This is a genomic window from Pseudobdellovibrionaceae bacterium, assembly GCA_023898385.1.
Taxonomy (GTDB): domain Bacteria; phylum Bdellovibrionota; class Bdellovibrionia; order Bdellovibrionales; family UBA1609.
In genome coordinates this window covers 2,476,351-2,501,893 of the sequence record CP060220.1, presented here as the reverse complement: position 1 = coordinate 2,501,893, position 25,543 = coordinate 2,476,351, and the positions used below count along the sequence as shown (strand labels likewise).

Below are 25,543 nucleotides of genomic sequence, written 5' to 3'. Positions count from 1 at the left end.
GATGGATGCAATGCTTGTTGAGGGCGGCCATGTATTAAATGGAGAGATCGCCACTAGTGGTTCTAAGAATGCAGCACTCCCCATATTGTTTTCCTCGCTGTTGGCTGATGGTGAGCACGTTTTTCACAATGTGCCACGCCTAAAGGACATTGATTCAACCTGTCAGTTACTGGAGCTGCTTGGCTGCGAGACTCATCGAGATGGTCACACTGTTAAAATTAAAGTTTCCCCTCTAACAAGCTATGAGGCCCATTACGATATCGTAAGAAAAATGCGTGCAAGCATTTTGTGTCTCGGGCCTTTGCTAGCTAGGCATGGCCGCGCCAAGGTCAGTTTGCCCGGTGGTTGTGCCATTGGTACACGACCGATTAATCTCCATTTAGAAGCAATGAAAGCCCTCGGTGCAGAGATTGAAATGGCTCAAGGGTATGTCTATGGTAGTTGCAAAAGACTTGTTGGAAACACTTTGTTGTTTGATGCCGCCACGGTGGGAGGCACTGAAAACCTACTCATGGCAGCAAGTCTAGCTGAGGGAAGAACCATCGTTGAAAACGCGGCCAAAGAGCCAGAGGTAGTAGACTTAGCTAATTACTTGAACAAGATGGGCGCAAAAATTTCCGGTGCCGGCTCAAGTATTATAACCATTGATGGTGTTGAAAGGCTAACTCCGGCTGAACATCCCATTGTGGCCGATCGAATTGAGGCGGGCACATTGTTAATTGCTGGTGCAATTACAGGCGGCGAAGTGACAGTGACTGAATGTGAGCCAGATCACTTTCATGCGTTGACTGAAAAGCTTCGTGAAAGTGGTTTTAAAATTTCGGTACAGGGTAACGCAGTGACTGTCCATCGGTGCAACCAATGGCGGGGTGTGGATGTGACAACAGCACCTCATCCGGGATTCCCCACCGACTTGCAGGCCCAATTTATGGCGTTGATGACTCAGGCTGAAGGCACCAGTGTGATTACAGAAACTGTGTTTGAAAATAGATTTATGCATGTTCAAGAGTTGGTGAGACTTAATGCAGACATCAACCCAAAAAGTCGTGTGGCCGTAGTTCGAGGTCGACGAGGTGGGCTCAAAGGAGCCCCGGTCATGGCCACGGATTTGCGTGCCAGTGCCTGCTTAGTGTTGGCAGGATTAGTGGCTGAGGGTCAAACACAAGTAAACCGAATTTATCATTTAGATCGTGGATATGAGGCTCTTGAGCAAAAACTCACAGCCCTTGGTGGAGTGGTAAAGCGAGTTAAGGGTGACTAGATTTATTTAGGTGATCCTAATGACTAGTGCACCCGAGCTTGTTCAGAAAATCGAAACTCAATTTTAAGTTCGTCAGGTCGGAAATCTTCAAATGCTAAGTTATTAAGCATTCGCAATTTATTGCGTCCCGTTTGTGTGTCATAGGTGCTGTGGGATGAAGTGTAGAAGAACGAAGGAATTACTCGGTTCTTTTCTTCCTGAACCAGAATTTTTTCCAAGATGTCGCTATTTACGCGAATGATATTTTCAGTAGCCAACACATCAACCAGTTGTCGAGGCTGCCAATCCAATCTTACAAATCGGCTATTGATTGCACTCAATTGACATGGCAGATGCCCATCAGCGATCACAAGTTCACACTCACTAAGATCTTCTGAGTAGCGAACTATTACATCGCTATTAGTAATATGTACTGTGTCTACCATTGACTCGTATGTCACTTCAATCTGAGCGGCACGTTCTAAATCAATCACAGTCGCATGAGCAACCGACCCTAAAGAAAGAGTAAGGAGCGAAGACAACAATCCAAAGAGAATCAACGCAGATTTCATAAGTACTCCTTTTTATTAAATATTTGATAACCCCAGAGGCCCTTCAATTAACCATATTGCTCCACAAATAAGCAAGGAATATGCCTCTAAGTGCAGGGATTACAGGGGGAATGAGGCAAAATTGAACGGAAAATCGAGGCAAAATCCAAACTAAGACTATAAAAATTTCATGGTGGCAAATTTTTCAATCCAGCTACCTTGTTTCAAAACTCCACCCAGATATCAGGGCAAAAAAAAGCCCTAATCTGGGGGGAGATTAGGGCTTCTTAAATTTCGGTTGGAGTCACTGTCGCCAAGGTTAGGGGCCATTAGCGCCAGTGTTTAGGGGACCAACCGGTCATCTAGGGGAATCACAATCGAGGAAATTCTCACCTTCCAGGGGGGACTGGGTGTTACTAGATTCTGCGCGAACAAAGCCGGCAAAAAGTAGTACTGCGAGAATGTAAACAGCTATCACAAGTCGTTTCACGAATTCCTCAATTGTTGCCTAGACCCTAGAGCAAATCCAATGCCAAGAGCCTACTGCAACCTATTGATAATACAGGGGATTTTGCAAGGCGGCATCAGACAAAGATGGACCCAGATTGGAACTGGGCCCTGGTAAGCTTGAGAAAAATACAATAAAGTTAGTGAGTTAGCGGAAGATCCAAAAACGAGACTGGCGCCAATGTGGTACCTTCTGGCCTCAAAGCCAATTAGTTTGGGCTTGGATCGTGCTTCAGATAGGATATCTAAATGGGCAAGGGCACGAAGAAATGGCTGATCAAACTTTATGATGGAAGAATCAAAGGACCATATTCCACATCCGAAGTGCTATCAGCCATCAGCCGCGGAGATTTTTCAGGTGAAGAGACTATCAGTCTTTACCCAGGTGGCCGATGGGTCCCCATATCTCAAGATCCTGTTTTCTACGATAAGCTATTGGAGTTTTTGGCCAGCGATGGCGCGCAGGTAGGCTTTGAGAACCTGGAGAAAACAGCATCAGGAGTCAATGAAGATGTTGAACCCGATGCGGCTGTCGAAGAGCCCCCGCCGGAAATGGCTGAGTCATCAGAGCCAAAGGTAAGACAACGTCGACGAGGTACGGCGAAAAAAGTAACTTCTGCCAAAGATAAAACCGAAGGCCCCTCTGATTCAGTAAAGTCTAATGATGTCGGCGATGCGGAAGAAAGCGATGAATCAGACGATGACTTCGATGACGACGATGTTTTTGAACTGGGCAAGGTGGATGACATTGTTCGAACAAAGAAGGCAAAACGGGCTATTTTGCCCATAGTCGTTAGTGCTGTCGCCGTTTGTTTAGCATTAGCGTATCTTTTATTGTCTGGATCAGATTCAGGTCAACGCACTCGCCTTATGGCGCCCCGTGAGGGCCAGCCAGCTATGAACCAAAACGAAGTGGCCACACTCATGGTGAGGGCGAGCCAAGCCTACACGGCAGATACGCGCAGTGGTTATCTTCAGGCGCAGAGTTTTTTGGTGCAGGCTATTGAGGGTGACATGCGCCAGTCAGCAGCGATGGCTTTATTGTGTATGACCCACTTGGAGCTTTGGCCGTTTGCCTATCAAGATCAAGCAGATATAAAAGTGGTTGGTCGTTTAGTGCGCTTGGCAGGGCAGGCCGATGCCGGAGGACTCAACCATGCCGCTTGTCGAGTGGTGCAGGCCTTAGTGCGTGGCCAGATTCTTGAGGCCCAGACATTATCAAATCTTGTCTTAGACTCTTTTGCCGGATCAGAAAATCCGCCGACTTATTTCTATTACCTTCGCGCTCGGATATTAGACGTTCAACGTGAATATGCATCGGCCGCTAGATATGCCATTTCGGCCCAGCAGCTTTGGCGAGAATGGCTGAGAGCCTACGTGCTAGAAGCAGAAATGTATGAAAAACAAAATCAACAAGAGCGGGCGGCCACCCGATTTCGACAAATATTAGATTCGAATCCAGGGCATGTGATGTCAAAAATCCACCTCGGGGCTATCGAATTCAAACATTTTAATCATCCTGAAAAGGCGAAGGAGCTTTTAAAGGAGGCATTGAAAGTGGACCGCGGGGCGCCGAACAAGTCACTTTCCTTGGCCTATCAAATTCTAGCTGAAATAGCTGTTTATGAAAATGATGGCAGTCGAGGGCTAGAGTTGGCTAAAAAATCTTATAGTCTCAACTCGCTCAATCAAGAAAGCAAGGCGCTCATAGAGCAATTAGGTGGTCGCGTGGACGATGTGAAGCTCAAAGATCAGCAGCTGGTATTTGAAGGGGACCAGCTGCTTCTGGCCGGAGAATATTCATCTGCACAAGCTCTGTATAAAACAGCCTTTGAACTAAATAACAAAAATGGAATGGCGGCGCAAAAGGCGGCAGAGAGCCTATGGAGGCTTGGGTTGTCAAAAGATGCTATCAGTTGGTTGAATAAAGCGACTTTAGCTGACCCCAAACTTATTAGCGCCTATGTCTTACTCGCAGACTATTATGCCCAACAATACAATTTTGAAGCGGCCGCGAAAGTTTTAAGCAAAGCCAAACGGATATCTCCAAGAAGTTATGAAGTCGATCGAGGTTATGCACTTGTAGAGCTTCGCAGAAACAATCCCAAGGGGGCCATTGATTGGGGGACCCGAGCCATCAAGCTGTATGAAACCGATGTGGAAACACACGTCATATTGGCTAGGGCCTATGGAATGATGGGGCGAGAACCGAAGGCTTTTGAGAACGCGTATTTTCATGCGTCGCAAGCCATAGAGCTGGATCCAAGTCATCGAGAAGCTCAAGTGGTCTATGCACAGGCTCTCGGAGATATTCAGGGGATCGGCACGGCCATTAGCTACTTATCTAAACTCGTGCAAGCCTATCCTATGGTGGCAGAATTCAGTTTGGGTTTGGCAAAAGTGTACAGTAAGGATATGCAATTTGATCAGGCTCGTCTGGTTTTAGAAAAACTCATTCAGGTGGCTGACGAGCCTAAAGCGGCTTACTTAGAATTGGCAAAAATATATCAAGCACAAGAGCATTTTGAGAGCGCAAGAGATGCGTATCTGAAAGCCGCCGTGCAAGACCCAGCAGACGTAGAGCCGTTATTCTATTTAGGGCAACTGTATTTGAGTATCAATAAGCCCTTTGATGCTCGAACTCAGTTTCAGAGAGTCAAAAGTTTAAATAGCCGCTACCCCCTGGTGAATTATTATTTGGGGCGCGCAGCCCTGTTGATGAATTCACCCAATGAAGCGTTGGAACATGCCCAGCTGGAAAGGCGCTTGAATCCCAAGCTGGCTGATCCCTATTTGCTGGCAGCAGAGGCCTACACTCAATTGAAGCAATTTAACTTGTGTGCAAGGGAGTATCAGCAGGCCATCAAATTGCGCCCGGTGGGTGCAGAAATTTATGTGAAAGTGGCGCGTTGCTATAGACTCTCCGGTAACCTCGATGCGGCCACTTCGATGTTGGACCAGGCGAAGGCGAGAGAGTCTGGGAATGCTGAAATTTACAAGGAGCTAGGTGCCGTTTACTTGGTTCGAGGCGATTGTAGCCGTGCCAATTTAGCATTTGAACAGTATTTTGTACTCGACCCTAACGCTTTGGATAGAGAACAAATTGAAATGAAGCTATTGGCTTGTGGCCGATAGGTGTTGTAAACCCAGCATCAAAGGAGTGATTAATGGGTACCTTATTAGATACGGTAAATACGCGAATCAAACACAGTTCTACGAATCTATTCATTTATTTCCTGCGCTTGGTTTCTGGAATGGTTTTGGGTCTCACAGTGGCACTTATAGGTGAAGAGATTATAGGGTATGGTAGCTTGGCGTTCACATTGGTGCTAGTCACGGTGACTGGCAGTTTCTTAAGGATAACCAGAAATTGGGGTATGGCTTCGGTTTTAGTGTTTGATCTTGTTTGCGTCTTGGTCGGGCTATTGCTACGTATGTATATCTTGGTCGCCCCCGGGGCTTAGAATTAGAGGAAAAGAATGATAGATATTAAGGCGCTTGAAAAAGACGAAGATGGGTATCGTGAAAGGTATCGAGAAAATCTAAAAAATCGTGGCGATAGCCCGGAGTCTGTGGACCAACTCTTAGACCTCAATCAAACACGTAAAACACTGATCTCTGAATTCGAAGAAGCGCGGGCGCAGCAAAAAAAAGTCGGACAAGAAATAGCGCTTAAGAAAAAAAACAAAGACGATGCCACTTCACTTCTTGATGAAATGCAGGCTCTGAGCCAAAAGTTGAAAGACATGGAAAAATCTATGGCTGACGCTGATGAGGCTGTAAAGGACCTACTTTTGCGTTTGCCGAACCTTTGTGACCCGGACGTACCGGTGGGTCAGAGTGAAGAAGACAATAAGGTGCTTAGAACCATAGGCGAAGCGCCAAAATTTAGTTTTACAGCCTTGGAGCACAGTGAACTGGGCGAAGCCTTAGATATCATTGATTTTGAACGAGCCGGCAGAGTGACGGGGTCTCGGTTTGCTTTTTTGAAAAAGGCGGGTGCGCAAATGGAGCGCGCCCTGATACAGTTCATGCTTGATGTCCACACGCGGGAGCATGGCTATGAGGAGATGTTGCCTCCATTTATCGTGAATAGCCGAAGTTTGACGGGAACGGGACAGTTTCCAAAGTTTCAACAAGATGTATTTGGCCTTGCAGGCACCGATTACTATTTAGTGCCCACAGCTGAAGTGCCGGTGACCAATTATTATTATGATGAAATTTTAGATGAAACTCAGCTGCCACAAAGCTTTGTGGCGTATACGCCGTGTTTTCGTTCGGAAGCCGGAAGTTATGGACGAGACACCAAAGGGCTTATTCGTCAGCACCAGTTTAACAAAGTAGAATTGATGAAATTCGCTCACCCTGAAAATTCAGAAGAAGAACACGAAAGACTTACGAATCATGCCGAGAATATTCTCAAAAAACTAGAACTGAGTTACCGTGTGGCGAGTCTATCCACTGGTGACATTGGTTTTGGCGCAGCCAAATGCTATGACATTGAAGTGTGGTTGCCGGGGCAAAATGCCTATCGAGAAATCAGTTCATGTTCGAATTTCAGAGACTTTCAAGCGCGTCGGGCAAACATTCGGTTTCGCTCTTCGGGCGGTAAACCCCAATACGTGCATACACTTAATGGATCGGGTCTGGCGGTAGGAAGAACTCTCATCGCCATACTAGAAAACTATCAAACCAGTGAGGGCACGATAGCCATCCCCGAGGTGCTGCAACCCTATATGGGTGGGGCAAAGACCATCACTCGTTGATGCCGCTCCGCGTGCATTCATAGAAATTTTCACACCTGACTCTTGCCACATCTCTCAGCGGACAATAGATTGGCCAGCGGAGAGATGGCTGAGTGGTTGAAAGCACCGGTCTTGAAAACCGGCATACCTTCGCGGGTATCGGGGGTTCGAATCCCCCTCTCTCCGCCACTTCGTCCGAAGATGACTCTATGACTTTACCACTCACAGTTGTTCGATAAGACCCCGAGATCTTACTTGCGCTCTTCAACGGGAGCGGGTGCATTAACCGTCTTGGTTTTTCTCACTAAAACTTCTTTTGAGTAAGCTCGACTAAAAACCACTGGGTCGTTGCCATTGATTTCTTTGGCAGCTTCTTTGTGGCTTTCAATAATCCGGTCTGACTTGGGTTTTTGGACCACTGCTGAGAAGTCTTCACCGCCAAAAGATTGTTCTTGGAGAGCTTCTTTTGAGAACTCACCAATATAAACCTGTTGAACTTTGCTATCATTCAAACGAACAGTCAGCGCATAGGCATTGTTGTCATCAATAACGACACACGCACGAGTTAATTCATGTCGGCAAGCCTGACTATCAATGATGGCCTTCATATCAGCATCAGACAAGTGAACCCTTTGATCATCACCTATAACTACGACTCCTTTTGAGTCGACTTCTGCCACAATGTTGCTATCAGAGTAAAAGTCATCTTCCAAAACAAATTCACTTAATAAAAACGGCGTGTTGTTTAGAAAAAGATCTGTTTCATCCCGAAATACAATTTTAATAGAAGATTGAGTATCTACTTTTTCTTTTTTCTCAGAAGTAACTTGTTCAGTCCTTTTTTCGTAGGTCGTTTCTACGGTGCCTCGTACGCCGCCTGTCTCTGACTGCCCTTTTCCTTCAGTGCGAACTGTTTCAGTCACAGAATAGGTGCCTGAATCCGCTTTTGGAACTTTCGTAGTCACAACACGTGTTTCAACCACGCCCTCAGCGACTTGACTAGTGGTAGTCACGGTTGTCACATTGTGCGTTTTGGTGTCGTTAGATTCTACTGAAGAGGTTGTATTGGCAGATGTCGGTTTAATATCAGAGACTGTTGCCGATGGGCCTGAAACACTAGGCTTAGCGTCTTCTTTTTTATTGTTGGCTTGTGGAATTCCAACTACAGCGACGGAGCTAGATTTATCATTGCTTTCGACTTTGGCGCTGTCTGCATTTGTCGCCGCCGACTCATTTTCTGATCTCTTTTGGGTGGTTTGGGCTCCACTTCCACCGCCGCCTACAGCATTGGTTTGGGTAACGTCGGGAGCAGCATCTCCTCGTTTGGTCATTTTTGCTTTTTTGCCACTGCAACCTTGAATGGCAAAAATTGAAAAAGCGATGAGTAATATTAAACCTGATTTTTTCACGATCAACCTTCCTTAAAAAATTAAGACCATGTCTCCAGTGGGGCAATATGCAGAGGTGATGCCATGGGCTATTCTAAAATAACGGCCATTGAGCTATTTTGAGTGCAGAAACAGCGACAAATCTTGTGAGAAGTGACAATTTTGAGCCAAATTCAAACGCCCCTCTCGTTCTAAATCTGTGGGGTCGGTGTGGGTTAAAAATTTTCATTTAATTCAAAGTGGATGGGAGGGCTACGAAAGCCAAAAGTGTGGCCTTGATGGTTCAATGAAGCAATTCACCGACACGACAGCCAATGATTCGGAGAGCGAGACAAAAAAGAGAACACATATAATAGAAAGATGAGCGTCATTTTCGATTTATAGAGTTCTATTTAGATTGGCAATCTGCATAGGCAATGACGGTGCGGTTTTTATTTGCGACAGAGGCTAAGTCATTGGAAGTCGAGGGATTAAGAAGACTATTTTCTGCCGTCCGCTGGGGTATAGAGATTTCAGAAATTAATTTTCCATCGGTTGTGGATCTGATTAAATCCATTATGGGACCTCGGTTCCCCACCAACCCCTGATCTGAAACGGAATAGTCCTTAATAATCTGTACTCCAGAATTTTTGACATCTTCGCTGGAGGCTTGCCGTGAAAAAGCATAGAAGTTGTTTTGAGTCAGTGAGCTTTTGTGGGAGCGCATTCGATAAAGGGTGCATGTCCAAGATTTAGACCCCAGTTGAGAAATATTAATCTTTGATGAGGCACCAGAAAACCGCTCTCGAAGTAGAGATGCCGGGCTAGTATTCCCAGGTTCCCCAGAAGAGGCATTTGAAACGTGGGTGCTAAGAAGGATTAACCCCAAAAACAACGAAAATATTAAATTGAGCTTACGTACAACCACGAAATACCTTTCTTCAGCATTGCCAAAGAACTGCGTAGCAACGGCAATGCCGAGGTGAAACGCCCATATATTCATGGATCTCTGAACGAATTTCAGAAGGAGGCCTTAATTGTCACTCGAATCTGAAAACTTTGATAAATGGCGGATTGGTCGACAGTTGTGTGATTTCAAGGAGTTAAGTGGGCAGTCAGGGTAAAGTCAGGTTGAACTCTGGCACTCAAATTGAATTTAGGGTAAATAGCTAAAATAGGAACCAATAGAGGCAATAAAGAGATGGCCATTTTAATTAAGTTTTCGACATTACTGACAATTTTTGCTTTTTCGTTGCAGCTATTTGCCGCAGGCACAGTCTCAATACCGAGCCACCATACGCTTGGGCACAGATTCAACTTCCTATTAACTCACATTAAGAGTGTTCGTGTTCCTCGGGCCGATAGGTTTGGCTTTCTCAGAGTACCTCCTGATACTTTTCCATCGCAATTTCACCCCCGATGTCACCATCCAAAGGCGGCGATAAGCTTTACCCAGTGGCGTTGGGGCCTTCTGGGACGTTCCCATCCTACTCGTACCGTCCAGGATGCTAGCCTCCTCGGTTCGCATCACTCTTGTTGCGTCCGTGATTTGAGTGGGAAATTTCTTGGTATGAGGAATCGAACCGACAAGCTTCGCTCCCTCGCCCCCTTGGGGCTCGGTCGCTCGTCTTGCTTCCATGGTTCGTTCTTGATGGTGTCTGTAAGATGTATGTGTCATCTTGGTCATAAACCGAGTAGCCAGGGCGCGAAGCCCCAGCCCTCACCGAACCGGACGTGCACGTTGAATGCATCCGGCTCTTTCAACTTAAAACAAGTGTATTTGGACTTGTTTCTGGCGAACTAAATCTGGAATGACTCTAACAGGGCGAAATCCGATCTTCAAACTTCGCAATAGTGGCCATAGCCTGCGCCAAGCCACTGGACGTCGTTGCTGGCGGTACTTGCGTCTGAGGTATCGCACCAAAGCTTTGTGAACAGACCTGACCTCGCGGTAAAATACCCGATTGGCATTGCTGTACCTAAAGTAGTTGGCCCAGCCCAGCCATATCTCCTTTGCTAGCTTGCGAGCCTGCTCCAGAGTGTGGTGGGGCAAAAGCTTTTTCCTTAAGGCCTGATGCAGTTGCTTACGGGCTTTCTCCGAGGGCTGTCTGGCCACCCAAAAACGCTTGGGGTTGTCACGGAATGCTCTTAAGTGGAACTTAAACCCAAGGAAGGTAAATTTGGCGTCATGGTTTCGGCTGCGGTTTTTCATGTTCACCCTGGTGGTCTTTGATCCCTTAAGGGTGAGCTTTACTTCCCGCATCCAGTAGTTGAGCCACTTACTAGCAAGGTCCAGATCCCTCTTTGTTCTGGCCGCGATGACGAAGTCATCAGCGAAGCGAAAAAGATGTATATCCAGTCCTTGCGCTTTCACATCCTCGACTTTCTTATCCAATCCATAGTGGAGGTAAATATTGGCCAGCAGGGGCGACAGGGGGCCACCTTGTGGTGTCCCTTCTGGTGTCGGCTGCCAGGGTTTATTGACCTCTTTAAATCCTGTTTTGAGGATTTGGTGGATAAGATGGAGGATTCTTGGATCGACGATTTGCTCTTTGAGCATGCCAATGAGCTTTTTGTGTGAGACGCGGTCAAAGAAAGACTCAATGTCCGCATCTAGCACGTGGCGATACTTGAAGACCGTGTTTGCCACATCTGCGGCGCAGTCTACGGCTCGTCTATTCGGTCGGAACCCATAGGAGCAAGGCAGGAACTCTTGCTCATAGATAGGCTCTAGTAAAATGAGAAGAGCTGTCTGCACCACCCGGTCTTCGATGTTAGGTATTCCCAAGGGACGCTCTCTGCCATCCGCTTTAGGGATGTAGACTCTGCGGACCGGACCTGGTTGATAGGTCTTCATTTTAAGCTGTTTGGAAAGCTTCGTGGCGTAGGACCATTCCTTACCTTTAAGTTCTTCCACACCCAGACCATCGAGACCGGCAGAGCCGGAGTTATCGATCACCCTTTGTATGGCGTCACATAGTAAGAACGGGTCACACAACCACCTGAAAAGATCCCAGTGTTTGCGCCCTTGTTTTGTTTGAGTTGCCAGTCGGTGTTGCACTCGAATGGTTTGCGGGTGAAGGGACTTGCGCTTCTTCGCCCGGGCGGTATTTGTGTTCATTTTCACTTTCCTCCTTACCTACGAGTGGAACAACGAACTTGCGTTGAACCTGACAACCCCTTCCCCTTATCCTCCTTGAAGTGTAGTGGGCTTTCCCCAGCTTCTGAGTACTATGGGTGTCTCTGACTCCTGCCCTGGCCTCTGTTGCCTTATGTGTTCGGCTTTTGAGTGGGGTGGCTTACCAACCCAGCCACCTCCTGCCAGTCAGGTCTCACCAGTTAACATCATCCTCATACATCCGATCCTACCTGCCCGCACTCTGTGCAAGGAGCCGTCCTTTAAGATGTGATCGCTTTAAGTTCCACGAAGTTAGTGGGGCCTGACGATCACCCAACCAGACACCCTAAAAGATGTAGCCTTCCACGCCACCATACGCTTGGGCACAGACTCAACTTCCTATTAACTCACATTAAGAGTGTTCGTGTTCCTCGGGCCGATAGGTTTGGCTTTCTCAGAGTACCTCCTGATACTTTTCCATCGCAATTTCACCCCCGATGTCACCATCCAAAGGCGGCGATAAGCTTTACCCAGTGGCGTTGGGGCCTTCTGGGACGTTCCCATCCTACTCGTACCGTCCAGGAGGCTAGCCTCCTCGGTTCGCATCACTCTTGTTGCATCCGTGATTTGAGTGGGAAATTTCTTGGTATGAGGAATCGAACCGGCAGGCTTCGCTCCCTCGCCCCCTTGGGGCTCGGTCGCTCGTCTTGCTTCCATGGTTCGTTCTTGATGGTGTCTGTAAGATGTATGTGTCATCTTGGTCATAATGGCGGAGGAGGCGGGATTCGAACCCGCGGTACGGTTTGACCCGTACGGCTAATTAGCAATCAGCTGGTTTCAGCCACTCACCCACTCCTCCGCAGACGAGCAATTTGAAAGGCCGACTCTGCCACAAGGCCTTTGGGGAATCAAGTTTACACATAGTTTTCTGGGAAGAGCTCGCGCTCCACAGTTTCAATCACGGTATGGATGATCTTTATGTGCATTTCTTGTATTCGATCCGATGTATGGGCAGGAATCACGATAGCTAAATCCACAAGATCCTTGAGCTGACCGCCGGTCTTTCCGAGCAAGCCGACGGTTTTAATACCTTGGGTCTTTGCTTGCTTGACGGCTCGTATCACATTTTCTGAATTGCCGCTTGTGGAAAGGCCAACCAAAAGATCGCCCGCGCGGCCCAAGCCCTCCACTTGCCGGCGAAAAATTTCCTCAAAGCCATAATCATTGCCCACGCAGGTCACATGCGAGGGATCCCCGAGGGCCAGTGCACCTAGGGCGCGACGATCCTTTCGGTATCGGCCAGTGAGTTCTTCCGCAAAGTGCATTGCGTCACAGTGGCTGCCGCCGTTACCGCAGGTCATAAGCTTGCCGCCCTCACTGTATGTGGCCAAAAGCATTTGTGTGAACTTCTGGCATTTTTGCAGTTGATCGGGATCGGCTAAAAAAGCTGTTGTCACATCACGGGCCTCAGTGAGAGCCAGGTTCCAGATATCTGTGATATTCATAGTTTGCCCCTAAACAGGTTGGTCAATGGCACACGCATAGACTTACGAGAAATCTCAGAAAATGCCCATCAGATCTTGCATTTATGGCCCAATATGTCTAAAAACGGTTCCTTAATAAGGTCTTCGTGCGCGCCCGTAGCTCAGTTGGATAGAGTACATGACTACGAATCATGTGGTCGGTGGTTCGAATCCATCCGGGCGCGCCATTTTTAAGAGGTCAGCTTTGAAAACCTCCCTTATCGTTAAATTGAATTTTCTCATTTTGGGTTTGGCCCTGGCCGTTTATTTTATATCCGATCTAAAGAAACAGGGATTGAGTTCCACGGCCATAACTGTGATGGGACTTGAAGAAAAATCTCCCTCTCGAAGCGCTCGCTTGAGGGGTGCCGTTGACTGGTGTGAAACTCGAGTGAAGCAAGTCAGCCTTCCCAGCGGACTAAGAGTGGTGCAAGAGGGTATGAAGTGGTTGGCCTACAATGGCGAAGCCCAAGAGCTAAACTTTGTAGAAGTTGAAAAGTGGTTTGGTCGCTTTTGCAAGGTAGAGGCAGAGTTTGTGACGCCTGATACCATTGAGGCGGCCACCCTGATGCCGGCACTGGGTGTTCAGTACATCAAGGGTGCGGATAAAACCCTGGAGAAATCGGTGGATGGCATTTTTGTTTGGGGCAAACAAGTGTTTCGCTCTCAACAAATGGAAGAGGCCATTGCAACACTCGAGGGTCTTCCCGTGAAGAAAGTCAGCCAATAACAATCCATTGACAACGCAAGGCGCTTTAAATAATTATCAATGACTCGCGTTCAGGTGTAGCTCAGTCGGTAGAGCAGGTGACTGTTAATCACCCTGTCGGGGGTTCGAGTCCCTCCACCTGAGCCAATTTCCTAAGTTGCCCGGTTGAACTTTGGGCTCTTCTCACTTAACTGTTGGTAACCCCGAAACCCTAATTATTCATTGCGAACTTCAGAGCTGGGGTCTTTTGTACTGTTTGGATCGATGGCCTATGGTTGAGTCGTCTTTACATTTGGGCCCATCAGTTGTCTCCTTTAAACAGAATCTGCTTTAGAATGCGTTTTAAAAAAATCTGTCGAGCTTGCTATTGACATCATCTGTACGCCTAATGTACGCTTTTTGATCTATGGGTACAAATTTAACGGCCAAGCAACTGCAGTTCATTAATTTTATTCAGGAATTTAAAAAATCCCAGGGGGTTTGGCCTTCCCAACGAGATGTGGCTGAGGGGTTGGGGTTTCGATCTGTGGGTACGGTTCAGCGCTATAAGGTGCGTTTAGAGCAGTTAGGATTGTTACAGGTGAGTAACAATGGACGCGGATTAGAGCTTATTGAGCAAGAGGCTGTGGTCGAGGCCGTTGAATTGCCCCTGTTGGGGCGAGTGGCCGCTGGCATGCCAATTGAAAGGTTTGAATACGATGAGTTTATAGAGGTGCCCAAATCTATGGTTGCAGTGGGGGCACCACATTTTGTCTTGTTGGTTGAGGGCCAGTCCATGATAGAAGACTGCATTATGGACGGTGACAAAGTGGTTATTCACCAACAGGCCCATGCGACTAATGGACAGATTGTAGTGGCGCTTATTGATAATGAGGCCACTATTAAGCGTTACTATAAGAAACGCGGTCGAGTTGAGCTTCACCCGGCAAATCCGGACTATGACATCATCCAAGTTGATCCAGCTTCTGAGTTCACAATAGCAGGGGTGCTAAAAGGTGTTATCAGACATGTGGATTAATGACTATGGCATCATTAAATGAATTAAGAGAACTCATTGGTGCTCAAACTTTTCAGCGTGCGTGGTGGCCTCATTCTTCTTTGAGAAGTGGAATACCACAAGGAGCCATCACTCAAGTCGCCGGCGCCGGCAAGACAGAGTTTGTTGTACGTTTTTTGGCAGAAAACCCTCAGCTAAGGGCCGCTTGGGTAGAAAAAGAGTTTTCTATTTACCCTTGTGGAATCATACAGCGGCACGTACAGTTGCAGAGAATTTTGTTTGTAGAAGCAGGCACGGTGGCTCAGACGATCTGGTCTGTTTTGCAAATATTAAGAAGCCAATTGTTTCAAGTGGTGGTTGCTGATGTGCCCACGCCAGAGTTGAAGGTTTTGCGAAGACTTCAGCTGGCTTCAGAAAAAGCGGGTGCAGCATTGATTATGTTAGACGAAAGATTAGCTAATGCTTGGCCGATTCAACTGCAAGTGTCAGCTTATAGAGAAAAAATTTTTAGTTCAGCGGAGGCAAAAGCTGTAAAACAGCGAATGCAAAATGATGAAAGATTTTAAAGAGTCCACATTTTCCACAGACAAATCCACAGGTGACCTGCGGGTATTGTGTGTTTTGCTTGGCGGAAACAAGCAGGGGCAGGCTTTTGCAGAGAGCTGTCTGCGGTGGACTCCACAGGTGGCTGTCGGTGAAGAAGCTATCTTTCTTGAAATTGGTAAGTGCAGCCATATTTATAGTGAAGAAACCATTGTTAAGGGCGTTTTGGCGCTAGCAAGACGATTTGAGATGAAGGTGAGTATTGCGTTAGATCAAGACATACCCACATCTTTGGCTAAGGCGCGCTATCATAATCAGATAAAAGAAAAATCAAATCTACCCATAGAAATTTTAAATGACTATTTGAGCCCGTTTGTTCGCACTCATCAGCTCGACAAAATGATTATCTCTCTAAAGCTGCTTGGTATAAATCAATTGGGTCAATTTATGGAAGTGAGGCCCAATGAGCTGGCTTCTCGTTTTGGCAAAGATGGTCTTTTTGTCTCTATGCGTGTACGCGATGCGCGACATATCCCGTGGCCTCGCTTTAAACCAGAAGAATTTATAGTTGAAGAGCAGCAAATAGAGAGCACACAGCCGCTCACTAACTTGGAGCCTCTTACATTTGTTTTGCGAGGACTCATAGATAAGTCTATGGCCCGGTTGCGAGGCCGAAGTGAAAGAGCCACTGTGGTGGAGCTCATATTAGAGCAAGAGCCGTACTCCACGGTAAAACAAGCAAAAAGAAGATGGCTATTTGAGTTGGCCTTGCCGCAAGGAAGCACTCGAGGATTGCTAGACATTATAAAAGATCGATTGGCTCGAGAGTTACAGGTTACACCCTTAGAGGCCCCCTTAACGGGGGTAACTTTTAAAGTACTTTCCACAGCTCCAGGGGCCGCCAGTCAGAAAGATTTTTTTTGCAAAAAAGAAGAGCAAAAAGAAATCATGGCCGCCTTGGTCAGTCGTTTAACAGAGAGGCTTGGTCCCCATCAGGCTTTTGTGGCCGAATCAGTAGAAAACTATCGTCCAGAAAGGTCTTGGCTTAGAAAATTTGCTGAAGAAGACAGTGAGGCCTCAGAAGTGGTGTGGCCAACACCTGAGCGACCATTGCGTCTTTACAAAGAACCAAAAGAACTCAGTCAATTTGGTGATATTTTAGTGGCTCAAGGTAAGCGTTGGAAGGTCGTAAAAATGTTAGGTCCGGAGCACATCAGTGGTGATTGGTGGAATAACCAATATGAACGAGATTACTTTCGAGTAGCTACTGATACAGGAGAAGAGCTTTGGGTTTATAAAGAAGATAAAGATTTATATCTCCATGGCATATTTGACTGAGAGCTTTTTTAAAAAATACGCATTTTGCAAAATAGAATTAGAGCCAAAACAAACTGAGAAGCCAACTAATCAAGTAACGTATTAACTAAGTAACACATTTTTATAACGTGTACGCAGAACTTCAATGTAAAACCAATTTTTCATTTTTACGAGGGGCTTCTCATCCAGAAGAGCTCATCGAAACAGCCGCTAGTGTCGGCTTAGCGGCTTTGGCAATTACAGATAACGATGGGGTTTATGGTATTCCAAAAGCCTACTGGGCTTGTCGCAAACACTCGAATTTAAAGCTCATAGTGGGGGCGGATATCCGTCTATTAGACCATCCCCGCATAACATTACTTGCCAAAGACAGAGCGGCATACGCTACTCTATGTCGACTCATTACTCGTTGCCATCAAGATCGAGATAAAACTGACCCCGGAATATCGCTTAAAAACTTCTGCCAACAGATCCCAGAGTCCTCTGGTCTTGTTGCTCTGCCAGCAGAGGCTTCAAACTATAAAATGTTAAAAGATCTATTCGATAAAGATTTATACATACCACTTGGTCGTTTTCTAGATGGATATGATCAGTTTAGAACAATGTGTGCAATGAAAATCAGTGAAGAGTTTCAACTGCCGATTGTTGCCACAAATGACGTGCATTTTCATAAAAAAAACAGAAGAAAACTACAAGATGCAATGACTGCTGTGCGCGAGGGCACCAGCTTAGAGCGAGCCGGGTTTCGGCTTTACTCCAATGGAGAGCGTTATTTAAAGTCTGCTTTTCAAATGCGACAGCTCTTTAAAGACATGCCAGAGGCAGTAACTAGAACTCTCGAAGTGGCAGAAAAGTGCAGCTTCTGCCCCAGTGAACTACGTTACAGGTACCCCAGTGAGTGGATCCCTAGAGCTCATTCTGCACAATCCTATCTTGAAGAGCTCACCTGGTCTGGAGCAACACAGCGCTATCCGCGGGGCACACCAGATGCTGTGAAAGCCCAGATACATCATGAACTGGATCTTATTAACAAAATGCAATATGCCGATTACTTTCTAACCATTTACGACATAGTGGATTTTGCAAATAAAAAAGACATACTCTGTCAGGGCCGAGGGTCAGCGGCAAACAGCGTTGTTTGTTACTGTTTGGGCATTACAGTCATTGATCCTGTGCGAATGAACTTACTCTTTGAACGTTTCATTTCTGCTGAGCGTGATGAGCCACCTGATATTGATGTGGATTTTGAACATGAACGCCGCGAAGAGGTGATACAGTACATTTACGAAAAATATGGTCGGCATAGAGCCGCCATGGTTTCAGCTGTGGTCACTTATCAAAAGCGTTCCGCCTTTCGGGAGCTGGGTAAAGCATTGGGACTAGAGGTAGGAACACTCTCTGCCAAGGCTTTACAAAAGGAATTCGATCATATTCCAGCAACGATGGAGGTCCCCAGTCGTCGCGAACTTATAGAAGAGCTTTCCTCTGAAATGAAGGGATTCCCTCGTCACTTGTCCATCCACAGCGGGGGGTTCACACTTTCGGCTGACCCCATCATAGATATAGTTCCCGTAGAGCCAGCCCGAATGGAGGGGCGAACCATTATCCAATGGGACAAATATGATCTTGATTATCTAGGGTTATTAAAAATCGATGTATTGTCTCTGGGCATGCTCTCTGCTTTACAAAAAACATTAAAAGCAACAGGTCTAAAGCTGCATGAGATACCCGCCGATGATAAACGCACATACGCGATGATTCAAAAAGCCGACACAGTGGGGACTTTTCAGATTGAAAGCCGAGCCCAAATGTCGATGCTAGGTCGATTGCAGCCTCGAAATTTTTATGACCTGGTTATAGAGGTGGCTATTGTTCGCCCAGGCCCCATAGTGGGTAAGATGGTACACCCCTATCTAAAAAGAAGACGGGGAGAGGAAGTCGTTTACTACCCTCATCCAAAAATAAAAAAAATTCTTCAAAAAACTTTAGGTATTCCCCTCTTTCAAGAACAAGTGATGAGCATAGCTATTGAACTAGGAGGATTTAGTCCCGGAGAAGCCGATGAGCTTCGGCGGGCCATAGGTGCCTGGCGCTCAGAGGATTCCATTAGTGAAATGGGCAAAAAACTAATGAGAGGTTTGGTAAAAAATGGCCTTTCCATAGATTATGCAAAAAGAATATTTGAACAAATTCAAGGGTTTTCAAAGTATGGTTTTCCAGAAAGCCATGCCGCCAGTTTTGCAATATTGGCGTATGCTTCTTGCTATTTAAAGTGCCACTATCCATCAGAGTTTGCTTGTTCGCTGATTAACTCTCAACCCATGGGTTTTTATGCAAACCACACGCTTATAGACGATGCCAAGCGGCACGGTGTAGAGGTTTATCCACTAGATCCCAACACATCACACTGGGACTGCACTCTAGAAAAGTCAGGATTTCGATTAGGGTGGAGGGTGGTTAAGGGCATTTCAAAATTCGAAGTTGAGTCGATCATGAGCGCGCGCCCTTTTGCAAATCTATTTGATTTTCTAGGCCGTACCCGAATGCGAAAAAATATCTTAGTCCGCTTAGCTATGGGAGGAGCCCTAGAGGTGTTTGGTGAAGATCGAAGGACAACACTTTGGAATATACTCTCTTATCATGTTAAAAAAAGCCAAAGTCAGCTCGATCTTTTCTCGTCATATCATCAAGACACGGCGGAAACCCAATTTGCGGATCTCGATCTCTTTGGCGAAATCCAAGAAGATTACATGGCCATGTCCTTGTCTCATCGCGGGCACCCCATGGGCGCATTGAGATCGCAGGGGGCGCTGCCGTTAATGTCTACGGCAAAAGCGCGCTCATTACCTCCCGGGTCATGGATACGTCTTAGCGGCCTACTGCTAGTACGACAAAGACCCAGCACAGCAAAGGGAATGACTTTTTCTACCCTAGAAGATGAACAGGGCTTTTTAGACTTGGCTTTAAAGCCAGATGTCTATGAAAGATACAAAGACGTTTTTTTATTTAATTGTTTTGTTACTGTATCAGGTCGCATTCAAAGAGACGGTCATTCCGTAAGTCTGTTGGTGAAGAAAGTCGAATCTTTGTGGGACGACTCGGATAATCAACTCAATATCGAGCCCACGCAGTACTTTTTTTAAAAAAGTGATCGGCAAAATCACAACGAAAATCCAAGCTTTTGTAGGAGACAGACGGCGAGAGTTTACTGATAAAAGTGATATTTTGACTTTGTTTAGAAATGTTCCAAATATGGATCTTGAAAAAATTAGAGCCTATGCAGAAATATTTAATGTATGGAACGAAATTCAGGAAATAAGAAAAAAAATATAGATTTTGAGACATATATGAGCCTCATAGAGGAGCTCTTGCAACTTACAGGTCGCAAGATCAAGCCTCGCCCTAAATTGAATGAGGACAGTTTTCATTTATAGGCACCAAAATTCTCAGACGAACCTCTCGTGCCGTCTCACAACAAGACGGACTGGGGTTTTCCGTCCAAAATTTTAAGGTTAAATTGTGAGCGCCTCAACGGCACCATCTTTTTTTATTCCTTGATTCTTTATACAGTGGCCTTCAACCAAAGGAGGTCAATATGGAATTACCTAGTGGACAATTGTCAGGCAAGGAGTTTTGGCGAGCCCATATCAAGGCGGCCGAAGCATTCGATGGCACAGACAAAGAATATTGCGTACGCCATGGGCTGAACCTGGGCAGCTTCAGTGGTTACAAAAACAAACTGGGGTTTTCTCGCCGCAGAAAAACCACAAAAAAGCCGACCGGATTTTCTGAAGTGCGAATCAGTCCTGAAGAGCCTATGTTTCAATCGTAACCACTGCGCGATTCGCGTTATTGACGGATGGATCTCGCGTAGGCTAGGGGCGTCGGCACGTGAGCGCCTCAACTGCGCCATCTGTTTAGTGAATGACAGCGCCTTCTTTTTTTCGGCAAGATTGAGGGTTTTCCGGTGATAGCAACAAGTAGACAAGCCTTTCGTAGTCGTCAGCCGACTCGGCTGTTGGCAATTCCTTAAAGATTTGGACCATCACTTCAAATGGGCTTTTCCCATTGAGCTTGGCTGTGAGAGCTAGGCTATACAGAACGCTTGACGCATTCGCTCCCTCAACGGTATCGCAAAACAACCAGTTCTTTCTGCCGATCGCAAATCTTTTGATTTGCCTCTCCACCCAGCCGTTGTCGATTTCATAGCGACCATCCTTTAAAAAGGCGGTGAGTTCTTCATACTCGTTCATGTAATAGCTTATAGCGTTACCCAAGGCTGAACTTGGAAGGACTTGAGGCTTTTTATCTTCACACCATTTCTTGATGGCTTCCATGCTCGGTGCGATCTCTAAATCTCTCCAGTGCTTTCGCTCTTCGGGCGTTAGGTTTCGGTCTCTGTAGCTTTCTTCCTTGTCATAAAGGAACCTAATCATTGCTAAACCCTCAGCCGCAAGACCGGGTTCTCTTTTGGCCTCAAGCCACGCTTTGTGGAACCTTCTTCTTGCATGCATAAGACAACCCAAGAGCGTTAGATGGTGCTTTTCTAGGGCTCCATAGCCCCTGTGGGCGTCAGCCTGCAGGGCACCCGTGTAGCCCGTCACAAGCCTTTTGGCCGCAGCACCTCCACCAGAGACATCATAATCAAAAAGAACTATACCTTTTTCAGGTGAGCCCCTGACCCACATGCTGGACTTCGTTTGCGGCTTTCGGCCTTCTTCCTTTAACACCTGCACCACTGTGGCATCCATGGCCACATAACCACTGTCAAAGACCATCTCTTCTAGGATATTCCATAAAGGCATAAGCTTTGAGGCCACTTGAACGAGCCATCTGGCCATCGTTGACCGCGTCAGCTCTATGCCACTTAAACGATAGAACTCCTCAAGTCTGTAAAGCGGTAGACCTTGAAAAAACTTGCTAAATATCAAAAACGACAACAACTCAGGCGTTGCAATTGTGCCTGGCAAAATCGATGAACTCTTGGCCTCAGTCATGTGCGACTCGCAACAAGGGCAAGCGTACTTCAGTCGCCTTTCTATGATCACAGTACTTTGTGCCGGAATAGTCTCAAGCTTTTCAGTCACTACAGCACCGATGCACTCAAGTGCAGTACCGTCATGAGGGCAGATCTTTTGCTCTTCAGGTATATCGATGATTTCTTCTCTTCGCTGGACATCTTCGGGGATGGGACGTCTTTTGCCCTTGCCCTTCTTTTTTCTTAAATACGAGATCTTCTCTGTCTCTGGAGGAGATGGCAGCTTTGCGGAAGCTTCGATTTCATCAAACACCAAGGCCAACTGATCTGGTGATAGATTTTCAAATCTCTCAGACTTTGGACCAAAAATCTCTCGCTTCATCTGCAAAACAAAAGCTCGAAGCTTTTCGTTTTCTTCGCTTAAAGATAAAACCCGTGCATTGAGGCTTTTGTTTTCTTCAATGAGAGAGGCTTTCGTTGTCTGCATGAAAGCTCATTATCAAATCACTCGCTCAAAGCAAACCTTTTCAAAGCGCGTCCAAACATTTACTCCATCAAGCAACAATTTTAAGTCATCTGCCGTCATCTCAATGGACCCATCTGACATAGAGCTTTTCGCCCAGGCAAATTTCGAAGACTCAAGTGACTAGCCGGGAGTTTTACTACCACTTACTGTGTTAATAAATCATTTGCAAGCAGCTTGAGCGTCGGTTGAAAACTTTCTGGTGCCGGCGGCTTTCCACCCAAGCTGCTGTGCGGCCTCTTCGTATTGTAATGAACTCTCCACCGTTCGATAAGTATCTTTGCCTCAAGCAGCGAACAAAAAATTTCTCCATTCAAAAACTCATACCTCATTTTACCGTTGAAAGATTCGCAGTAGCCATTTTCCCAGGGGCTACCAGGTTGTATGAATAGGGGCTGAACATCAAGGCTTTTGATCCATGTCACTAACTTCTTTGCAATGAACTCCGGCCCATTGTCTGAGCGAATATGTTTCGGTATCCCGTGCTTTAAAAATAAATCTGCAAGAACTAAAATGACATCCTGAGAACGAATTCTTCTGGCAACATAAGAAGCTAAACATTCACGAGAAAACTCATCAATGATGTTCAGGATTTTGAACTTTCTGCCATCGTGGGTTTGGTCAGAGACAAAGTCGTATGACCACACGTGGTTTTTAAACTGAGGTCTTAGCCTAATACAAGATCCATCGGCTAGCCAAAGCCTTGATCGCTTTGGTTGCTTCTGTGGCACTTTCAAACCTTCTCGTTGCCAAATTGAAAATACTCGATCTTTTCCCACGCTCCACCCCTCCATGTTAAGCATATCAGTCACCTGTCGATAACCATACCTGCCATACTCTGTGGCGAGTTCTATAACTCGACACTGAAGTTTTTCTTGCTCTTGATTCAGCAGTGGTTCATATCTTTGCGTTGATCTGACTTGTCCAATCGTTTTGCATGCCCGACGCTCGCTGACTTTCAGCTCTCGCATCACCATTTGAACCGCATCCTTGCGCTTCGCCGGGCTTAGAAGTTTCCCTTTGAAACTTCTTTTAAAATCAAAATATCGAGAGCTTGATCAGCAACAATTTTACGGAGTCGGCTAGCCTCTTGCTCAAGTTCCTTCAAGCGTTTAGCCTGGTCAACTCGAAGACCTCCAAATTCTGATTTCCATCGGGAGAGAGTGACAGGAGATACCCCAATTTTTCGGGCCGCTTCTTCTTGTGTGGCCCCCTTACTTTGCTCAATCTCTGCCGTTCGCAGATGCTGAATGATTTCCTCTGGCGTGTATCGCTTTCTTGCCATAATTTGGTCCTTTCTGGTCCAGATCATAACACACTACCTGGACCGGTTTAGCCCGGCCAGGTCAAAGCCCAGTTAAGGCGCGAGAACAAGTTTGCTGGAACCTCGCTTTCGCAGCAATAAATTTTTCCAACCAGTTTGGCTTAGTAAACATATGTACATCTAAGTTTAAATCGAAGTAAACTGGCGTTACATTCTTCTCATCTTCAAACTGCGTATTATCACCCAACAAATAAACCCGTAAAGATTCAGACTCCACCTCTGCAAACAAGTGATTCGCTGGAATACTCCGCTTGTAAGAAAAAGCAAGAACCGTTTCGATCATTAAATAATGTAATTGATCGAGAGCATCTTCTTTCATTTTTAATGGAGCCTCCGAATTATAACCTGGTTGAATTTCAAATGCAGAAATAGGAATCTCATAAGTATCAAAAGGGATCGCATAGTGATTGAACTTTATAACCGGCCTTACCCAAACACTTTTTACTTTAGCCGTAGTCCCCGGTCCTGCCTGAGAGCTTAAACCTGTTACCCAAACATTGTTATCTCTGGCTCCTTTTTTAGGGTAAGAAAAAGTTCTCTCTTCATAGTGATAATGCAAACTTCTATCGTTAAAACCCAAAGGTAAAATGGCTGACTCTTGAGCTTGTTGTTGACTAGTAAACGCATTAATAATGGAAGCTTTCATCAAAAATGATTTTCCCCACTCTTTAAGTGCTTGCGTTCTTTTTTGTTCGTGACTTAAAGAATGACTGTAAAATTGTTTTGTTAATTTCATTTCATCCAAAGCCAGGCGGAAGTTAAAAATATAAATTTCACCGCCCCCTTCATTTCTATAACGAAAATCTTCAGTATTGATTGGAAGTTGTGGAAAAAACCTACGTCCTACTTCTAGTCTTGTTGATAAACTCTCGCCGAGGTCCGTATCATAGTGCCTATTCCCTAAACTGTCGTAAAAAAACAAATCTCTGCCACCTATCCACTCCGTGACAGCTATTGCGTTTAAAGATAATAAAAACACCAAAGTGAACCCAAGAAACTTCTTCATCTAAAACCCTTAACTCTTTAAAAATACGAGTTTTTATACAATCTTATTGTTTTGAACGAGGCTTAATATATACTTTGGACGCGTTATGTCAACAATTATGAATGGGTAATTCTTGAAACTCCCAAAACACCCTTTAATTTACTTAAATTCTGCATAACTTGGCTCAGTTGGTCTGTACCCTTTACACTGTTGTCAAATACACAGATAGCTTTTTTATCACGGGCCTGGGTCCTCAAATCGCTCGTATCCAAATAACTCCCTTACGTGAGTGAAGTTTTTTTGTTCAACAAAACAGTTGTCGTTTTTCTTATACGGCCTCGATCTAGTGAAGTGGACTCTTGTGCCATACTGAGTAAACTGGAGCATGTTTTTATTTAAAAACTCACTACCTGAGTCTGAGTTGATGGCCAGTAGTTCAAACGGCAAATTTCTTTCGATATCGCGGAACATCTTTTTCACCTCAACGCCGCGTTTAGTAAACATGGCCCTGTTTTCAGTCCAAGGGCTAAAAATATCCGTGACAGTAAGAGAGCTAATAAATGGCCCCAGAGCACTGTTGCCACAATGAGCAACTGTGTCTGTTTGCGTATAGCCTGGCTTTGTGATCTTAGAGTCTAGTGTGTTGATCGGCATTTTGTTCTTCATATACCGTGCTGGACAAGTCGTCGAAAGCCCCCTAGTTGGAACCTCGCTCGCCCTAATGCCCTTTAAGTACCGCCCTAGGGTTGTGGCACTCATTCTCTCCAGTTGAACTTTAAGATGGGGTTCGCAGTTCTTGTATTTCGACAACCATAGTCTAAATGCTGATTTCATCCGCTTCGCTGACACACGCTCCATTTTATTCCATAAATATTCAATGTGCGGCGTCAGTGCTTCACGAGAATAGACGTACGGGCGACCAGCGCCTCGAGTTATGCCAGCCGCAGTTTGATGCATTTTACCTAGCCTTCGAATCAGCTGTTTTCTAGAGCGTTTGGTGATCAACACCGCATGATCTAGAAGTTTACTCTTCGTAGCCTTATCTCCTGCTTGATATGCATCGTAAATTGCGTTCAAATACTCATTAACAGCCTGGTGTCTCATATAGAACTTCCT

General features: G+C 45.8%; 20 protein-coding genes and 4 tRNA genes. 13 read left to right on the top strand and 11 right to left on the bottom strand.

The window, feature by feature from the left end; translation table 11 throughout:
• Window position 1: 1 nt before the first annotated feature.
• Complete coding sequence (gene murA / locus H6626_11375) at window positions 2-1,261, top strand: UDP-N-acetylglucosamine 1-carboxyvinyltransferase (protein ID USN46797.1); 1,260 nt, start codon at window positions 2-4, stop codon at window positions 1,259-1,261.
• A 23-nt stretch (window positions 1,262-1,284) separates the two neighbouring features.
• Here the strand turns inward: murA and H6626_11370 are convergent, their stop codons facing one another.
• Window positions 1,285-1,812, bottom strand: coding sequence for a hypothetical protein (locus H6626_11370; protein USN46796.1), 528 nt, complete (start codon window positions 1,810-1,812; stop codon window positions 1,285-1,287).
• 735 nt (window positions 1,813-2,547) lie between these two features.
• On the opposite strand from H6626_11370, the gene H6626_11365 reads away from it, so the two are divergent.
• From H6626_11365 to H6626_11350, 4 genes are all read left to right on the top strand, one after another.
• A complete protein-coding gene (locus tag H6626_11365; protein USN46795.1) occupies window positions 2,548-5,433 on the top strand; it encodes a tetratricopeptide repeat protein in 2,886 nt (961 codons plus the stop codon).
• Between the two features lie 32 nt (window positions 5,434-5,465).
• The gene (locus H6626_11360; protein ID USN46794.1) at window positions 5,466-5,762 is read left to right on the top strand and encodes a hypothetical protein; all 297 of its coding nucleotides are present in this window, start codon (window positions 5,466-5,468) and stop codon (window positions 5,760-5,762) included.
• A gap of 15 nt (window positions 5,763-5,777) precedes the next feature.
• Complete coding sequence (gene serS / locus H6626_11355) at window positions 5,778-7,064, top strand: serine--tRNA ligase (GenBank protein USN46793.1); 1,287 nt, start codon at window positions 5,778-5,780, stop codon at window positions 7,062-7,064.
• Between the two features lie 78 nt (window positions 7,065-7,142).
• A tRNA-Ser gene (locus H6626_11350) sits at window positions 7,143-7,232 on the top strand.
• A 62-nt stretch (window positions 7,233-7,294) separates the two neighbouring features.
• On the opposite strand, the gene H6626_11345 is transcribed toward H6626_11350, so the two are convergent.
• The 5 genes from H6626_11345 to gmhA form a co-directional block, all read right to left on the bottom strand.
• Window positions 7,295-8,452, bottom strand: a complete 1,158-nt coding sequence (locus H6626_11345) for a hypothetical protein (GenBank protein ID USN46792.1) — start codon at window positions 8,450-8,452, stop codon at window positions 7,295-7,297.
• A gap of 367 nt (window positions 8,453-8,819) precedes the next feature.
• A complete protein-coding gene (locus H6626_11340) occupies window positions 8,820-9,413 on the bottom strand; it encodes a hypothetical protein (GenBank protein ID USN46791.1) in 594 nt (197 codons plus the stop codon).
• 762 nt (window positions 9,414-10,175) lie between these two features.
• A complete protein-coding gene (gene ltrA, locus H6626_11335) occupies window positions 10,176-11,531 on the bottom strand; it encodes a group II intron reverse transcriptase/maturase (protein USN46790.1) in 1,356 nt (451 codons plus the stop codon).
• A gap of 764 nt (window positions 11,532-12,295) precedes the next feature.
• Window positions 12,296-12,387, bottom strand: a tRNA-Ser gene (locus tag H6626_11330).
• A gap of 55 nt (window positions 12,388-12,442) precedes the next feature.
• Window positions 12,443-13,033 carry a D-sedoheptulose 7-phosphate isomerase gene (gene gmhA, locus H6626_11325; GenBank protein USN46789.1) on the bottom strand — a complete coding sequence of 197 codons (591 nt, stop codon included), beginning with the start codon at window positions 13,031-13,033 and terminating at the stop codon, window positions 12,443-12,445.
• Window positions 13,034-13,162: 129 nt separating this feature from the next.
• Between gmhA and H6626_11320 the strand changes: the two genes are divergently transcribed.
• From H6626_11320 to H6626_11285, 8 genes are all read left to right on the top strand, one after another.
• Window positions 13,163-13,239 (top strand) — tRNA-Arg (locus H6626_11320).
• Between the two features lie 17 nt (window positions 13,240-13,256).
• A complete protein-coding gene (locus tag H6626_11315; protein ID USN46788.1) occupies window positions 13,257-13,781 on the top strand; it encodes a hypothetical protein in 525 nt (174 codons plus the stop codon).
• Between the two features lie 50 nt (window positions 13,782-13,831).
• A tRNA-Asn gene (locus H6626_11310) sits at window positions 13,832-13,907 on the top strand.
• Window positions 13,908-14,166: 259 nt separating this feature from the next.
• The gene (gene lexA / locus H6626_11305; GenBank protein USN46787.1) at window positions 14,167-14,778 is read left to right on the top strand and encodes a transcriptional repressor LexA; all 612 of its coding nucleotides are present in this window, start codon (window positions 14,167-14,169) and stop codon (window positions 14,776-14,778) included.
• Window positions 14,779-14,783: 5 nt separating this feature from the next.
• A complete protein-coding gene (locus tag H6626_11300) occupies window positions 14,784-15,323 on the top strand; it encodes a hypothetical protein (GenBank protein ID USN46786.1) in 540 nt (179 codons plus the stop codon).
• Window positions 15,307-16,638 carry a hypothetical protein gene (locus H6626_11295; protein ID USN46785.1) on the top strand — a complete coding sequence of 444 codons (1,332 nt, stop codon included), beginning with the start codon at window positions 15,307-15,309 and terminating at the stop codon, window positions 16,636-16,638. Before H6626_11300 ends, H6626_11295 begins: the two co-directional genes overlap by 17 nt.
• Window positions 16,639-16,745: 107 nt before the next feature.
• Window positions 16,746-19,760 carry an error-prone DNA polymerase gene (locus tag H6626_11290; protein ID USN46784.1) on the top strand — a complete coding sequence of 1,005 codons (3,015 nt, stop codon included), beginning with the start codon at window positions 16,746-16,748 and terminating at the stop codon, window positions 19,758-19,760.
• 452 nt (window positions 19,761-20,212) lie between these two features.
• Window positions 20,213-20,449: a hypothetical protein gene (locus tag H6626_11285; GenBank protein ID USN46783.1), complete on the top strand. Its 237-nt coding sequence runs from the start codon at window positions 20,213-20,215 to the stop codon at window positions 20,447-20,449.
• Between the two features lie 85 nt (window positions 20,450-20,534).
• Here the strand turns inward: H6626_11285 and H6626_11280 are convergent, their stop codons facing one another.
• From H6626_11280 to H6626_11260, 5 genes are all read right to left on the bottom strand, one after another.
• Window positions 20,535-22,082 (bottom strand): IS66 family transposase, encoded by a 1,548-nt coding sequence (locus H6626_11280; GenBank protein USN46782.1) that lies wholly within the window; start codon window positions 22,080-22,082, stop codon window positions 20,535-20,537.
• Between the two features lie 182 nt (window positions 22,083-22,264).
• A protein-coding gene (locus tag H6626_11275) for an IS3 family transposase (protein ID USN46781.1) occupies window positions 22,265-23,403 on the bottom strand; the annotation gives its coding sequence in 2 pieces (ribosomal slippage) (window positions 22,265-23,139 and window positions 23,139-23,403; 1,140 coding nt in all).
• Between the two features lie 61 nt (window positions 23,404-23,464).
• Complete coding sequence (locus H6626_11270) at window positions 23,465-24,448, bottom strand: hypothetical protein (protein ID USN46780.1); 984 nt, start codon at window positions 24,446-24,448, stop codon at window positions 23,465-23,467.
• A gap of 95 nt (window positions 24,449-24,543) precedes the next feature.
• A complete protein-coding gene (locus H6626_11265; GenBank protein USN46779.1) occupies window positions 24,544-24,699 on the bottom strand; it encodes a hypothetical protein in 156 nt (51 codons plus the stop codon).
• A complete protein-coding gene (locus H6626_11260) occupies window positions 24,665-25,531 on the bottom strand; it encodes an integrase (GenBank protein ID USN46778.1) in 867 nt (288 codons plus the stop codon). Before H6626_11260 ends, H6626_11265 begins: the two co-directional genes overlap by 35 nt.
• Window positions 25,532-25,543: the final 12 nt, after the last annotated feature.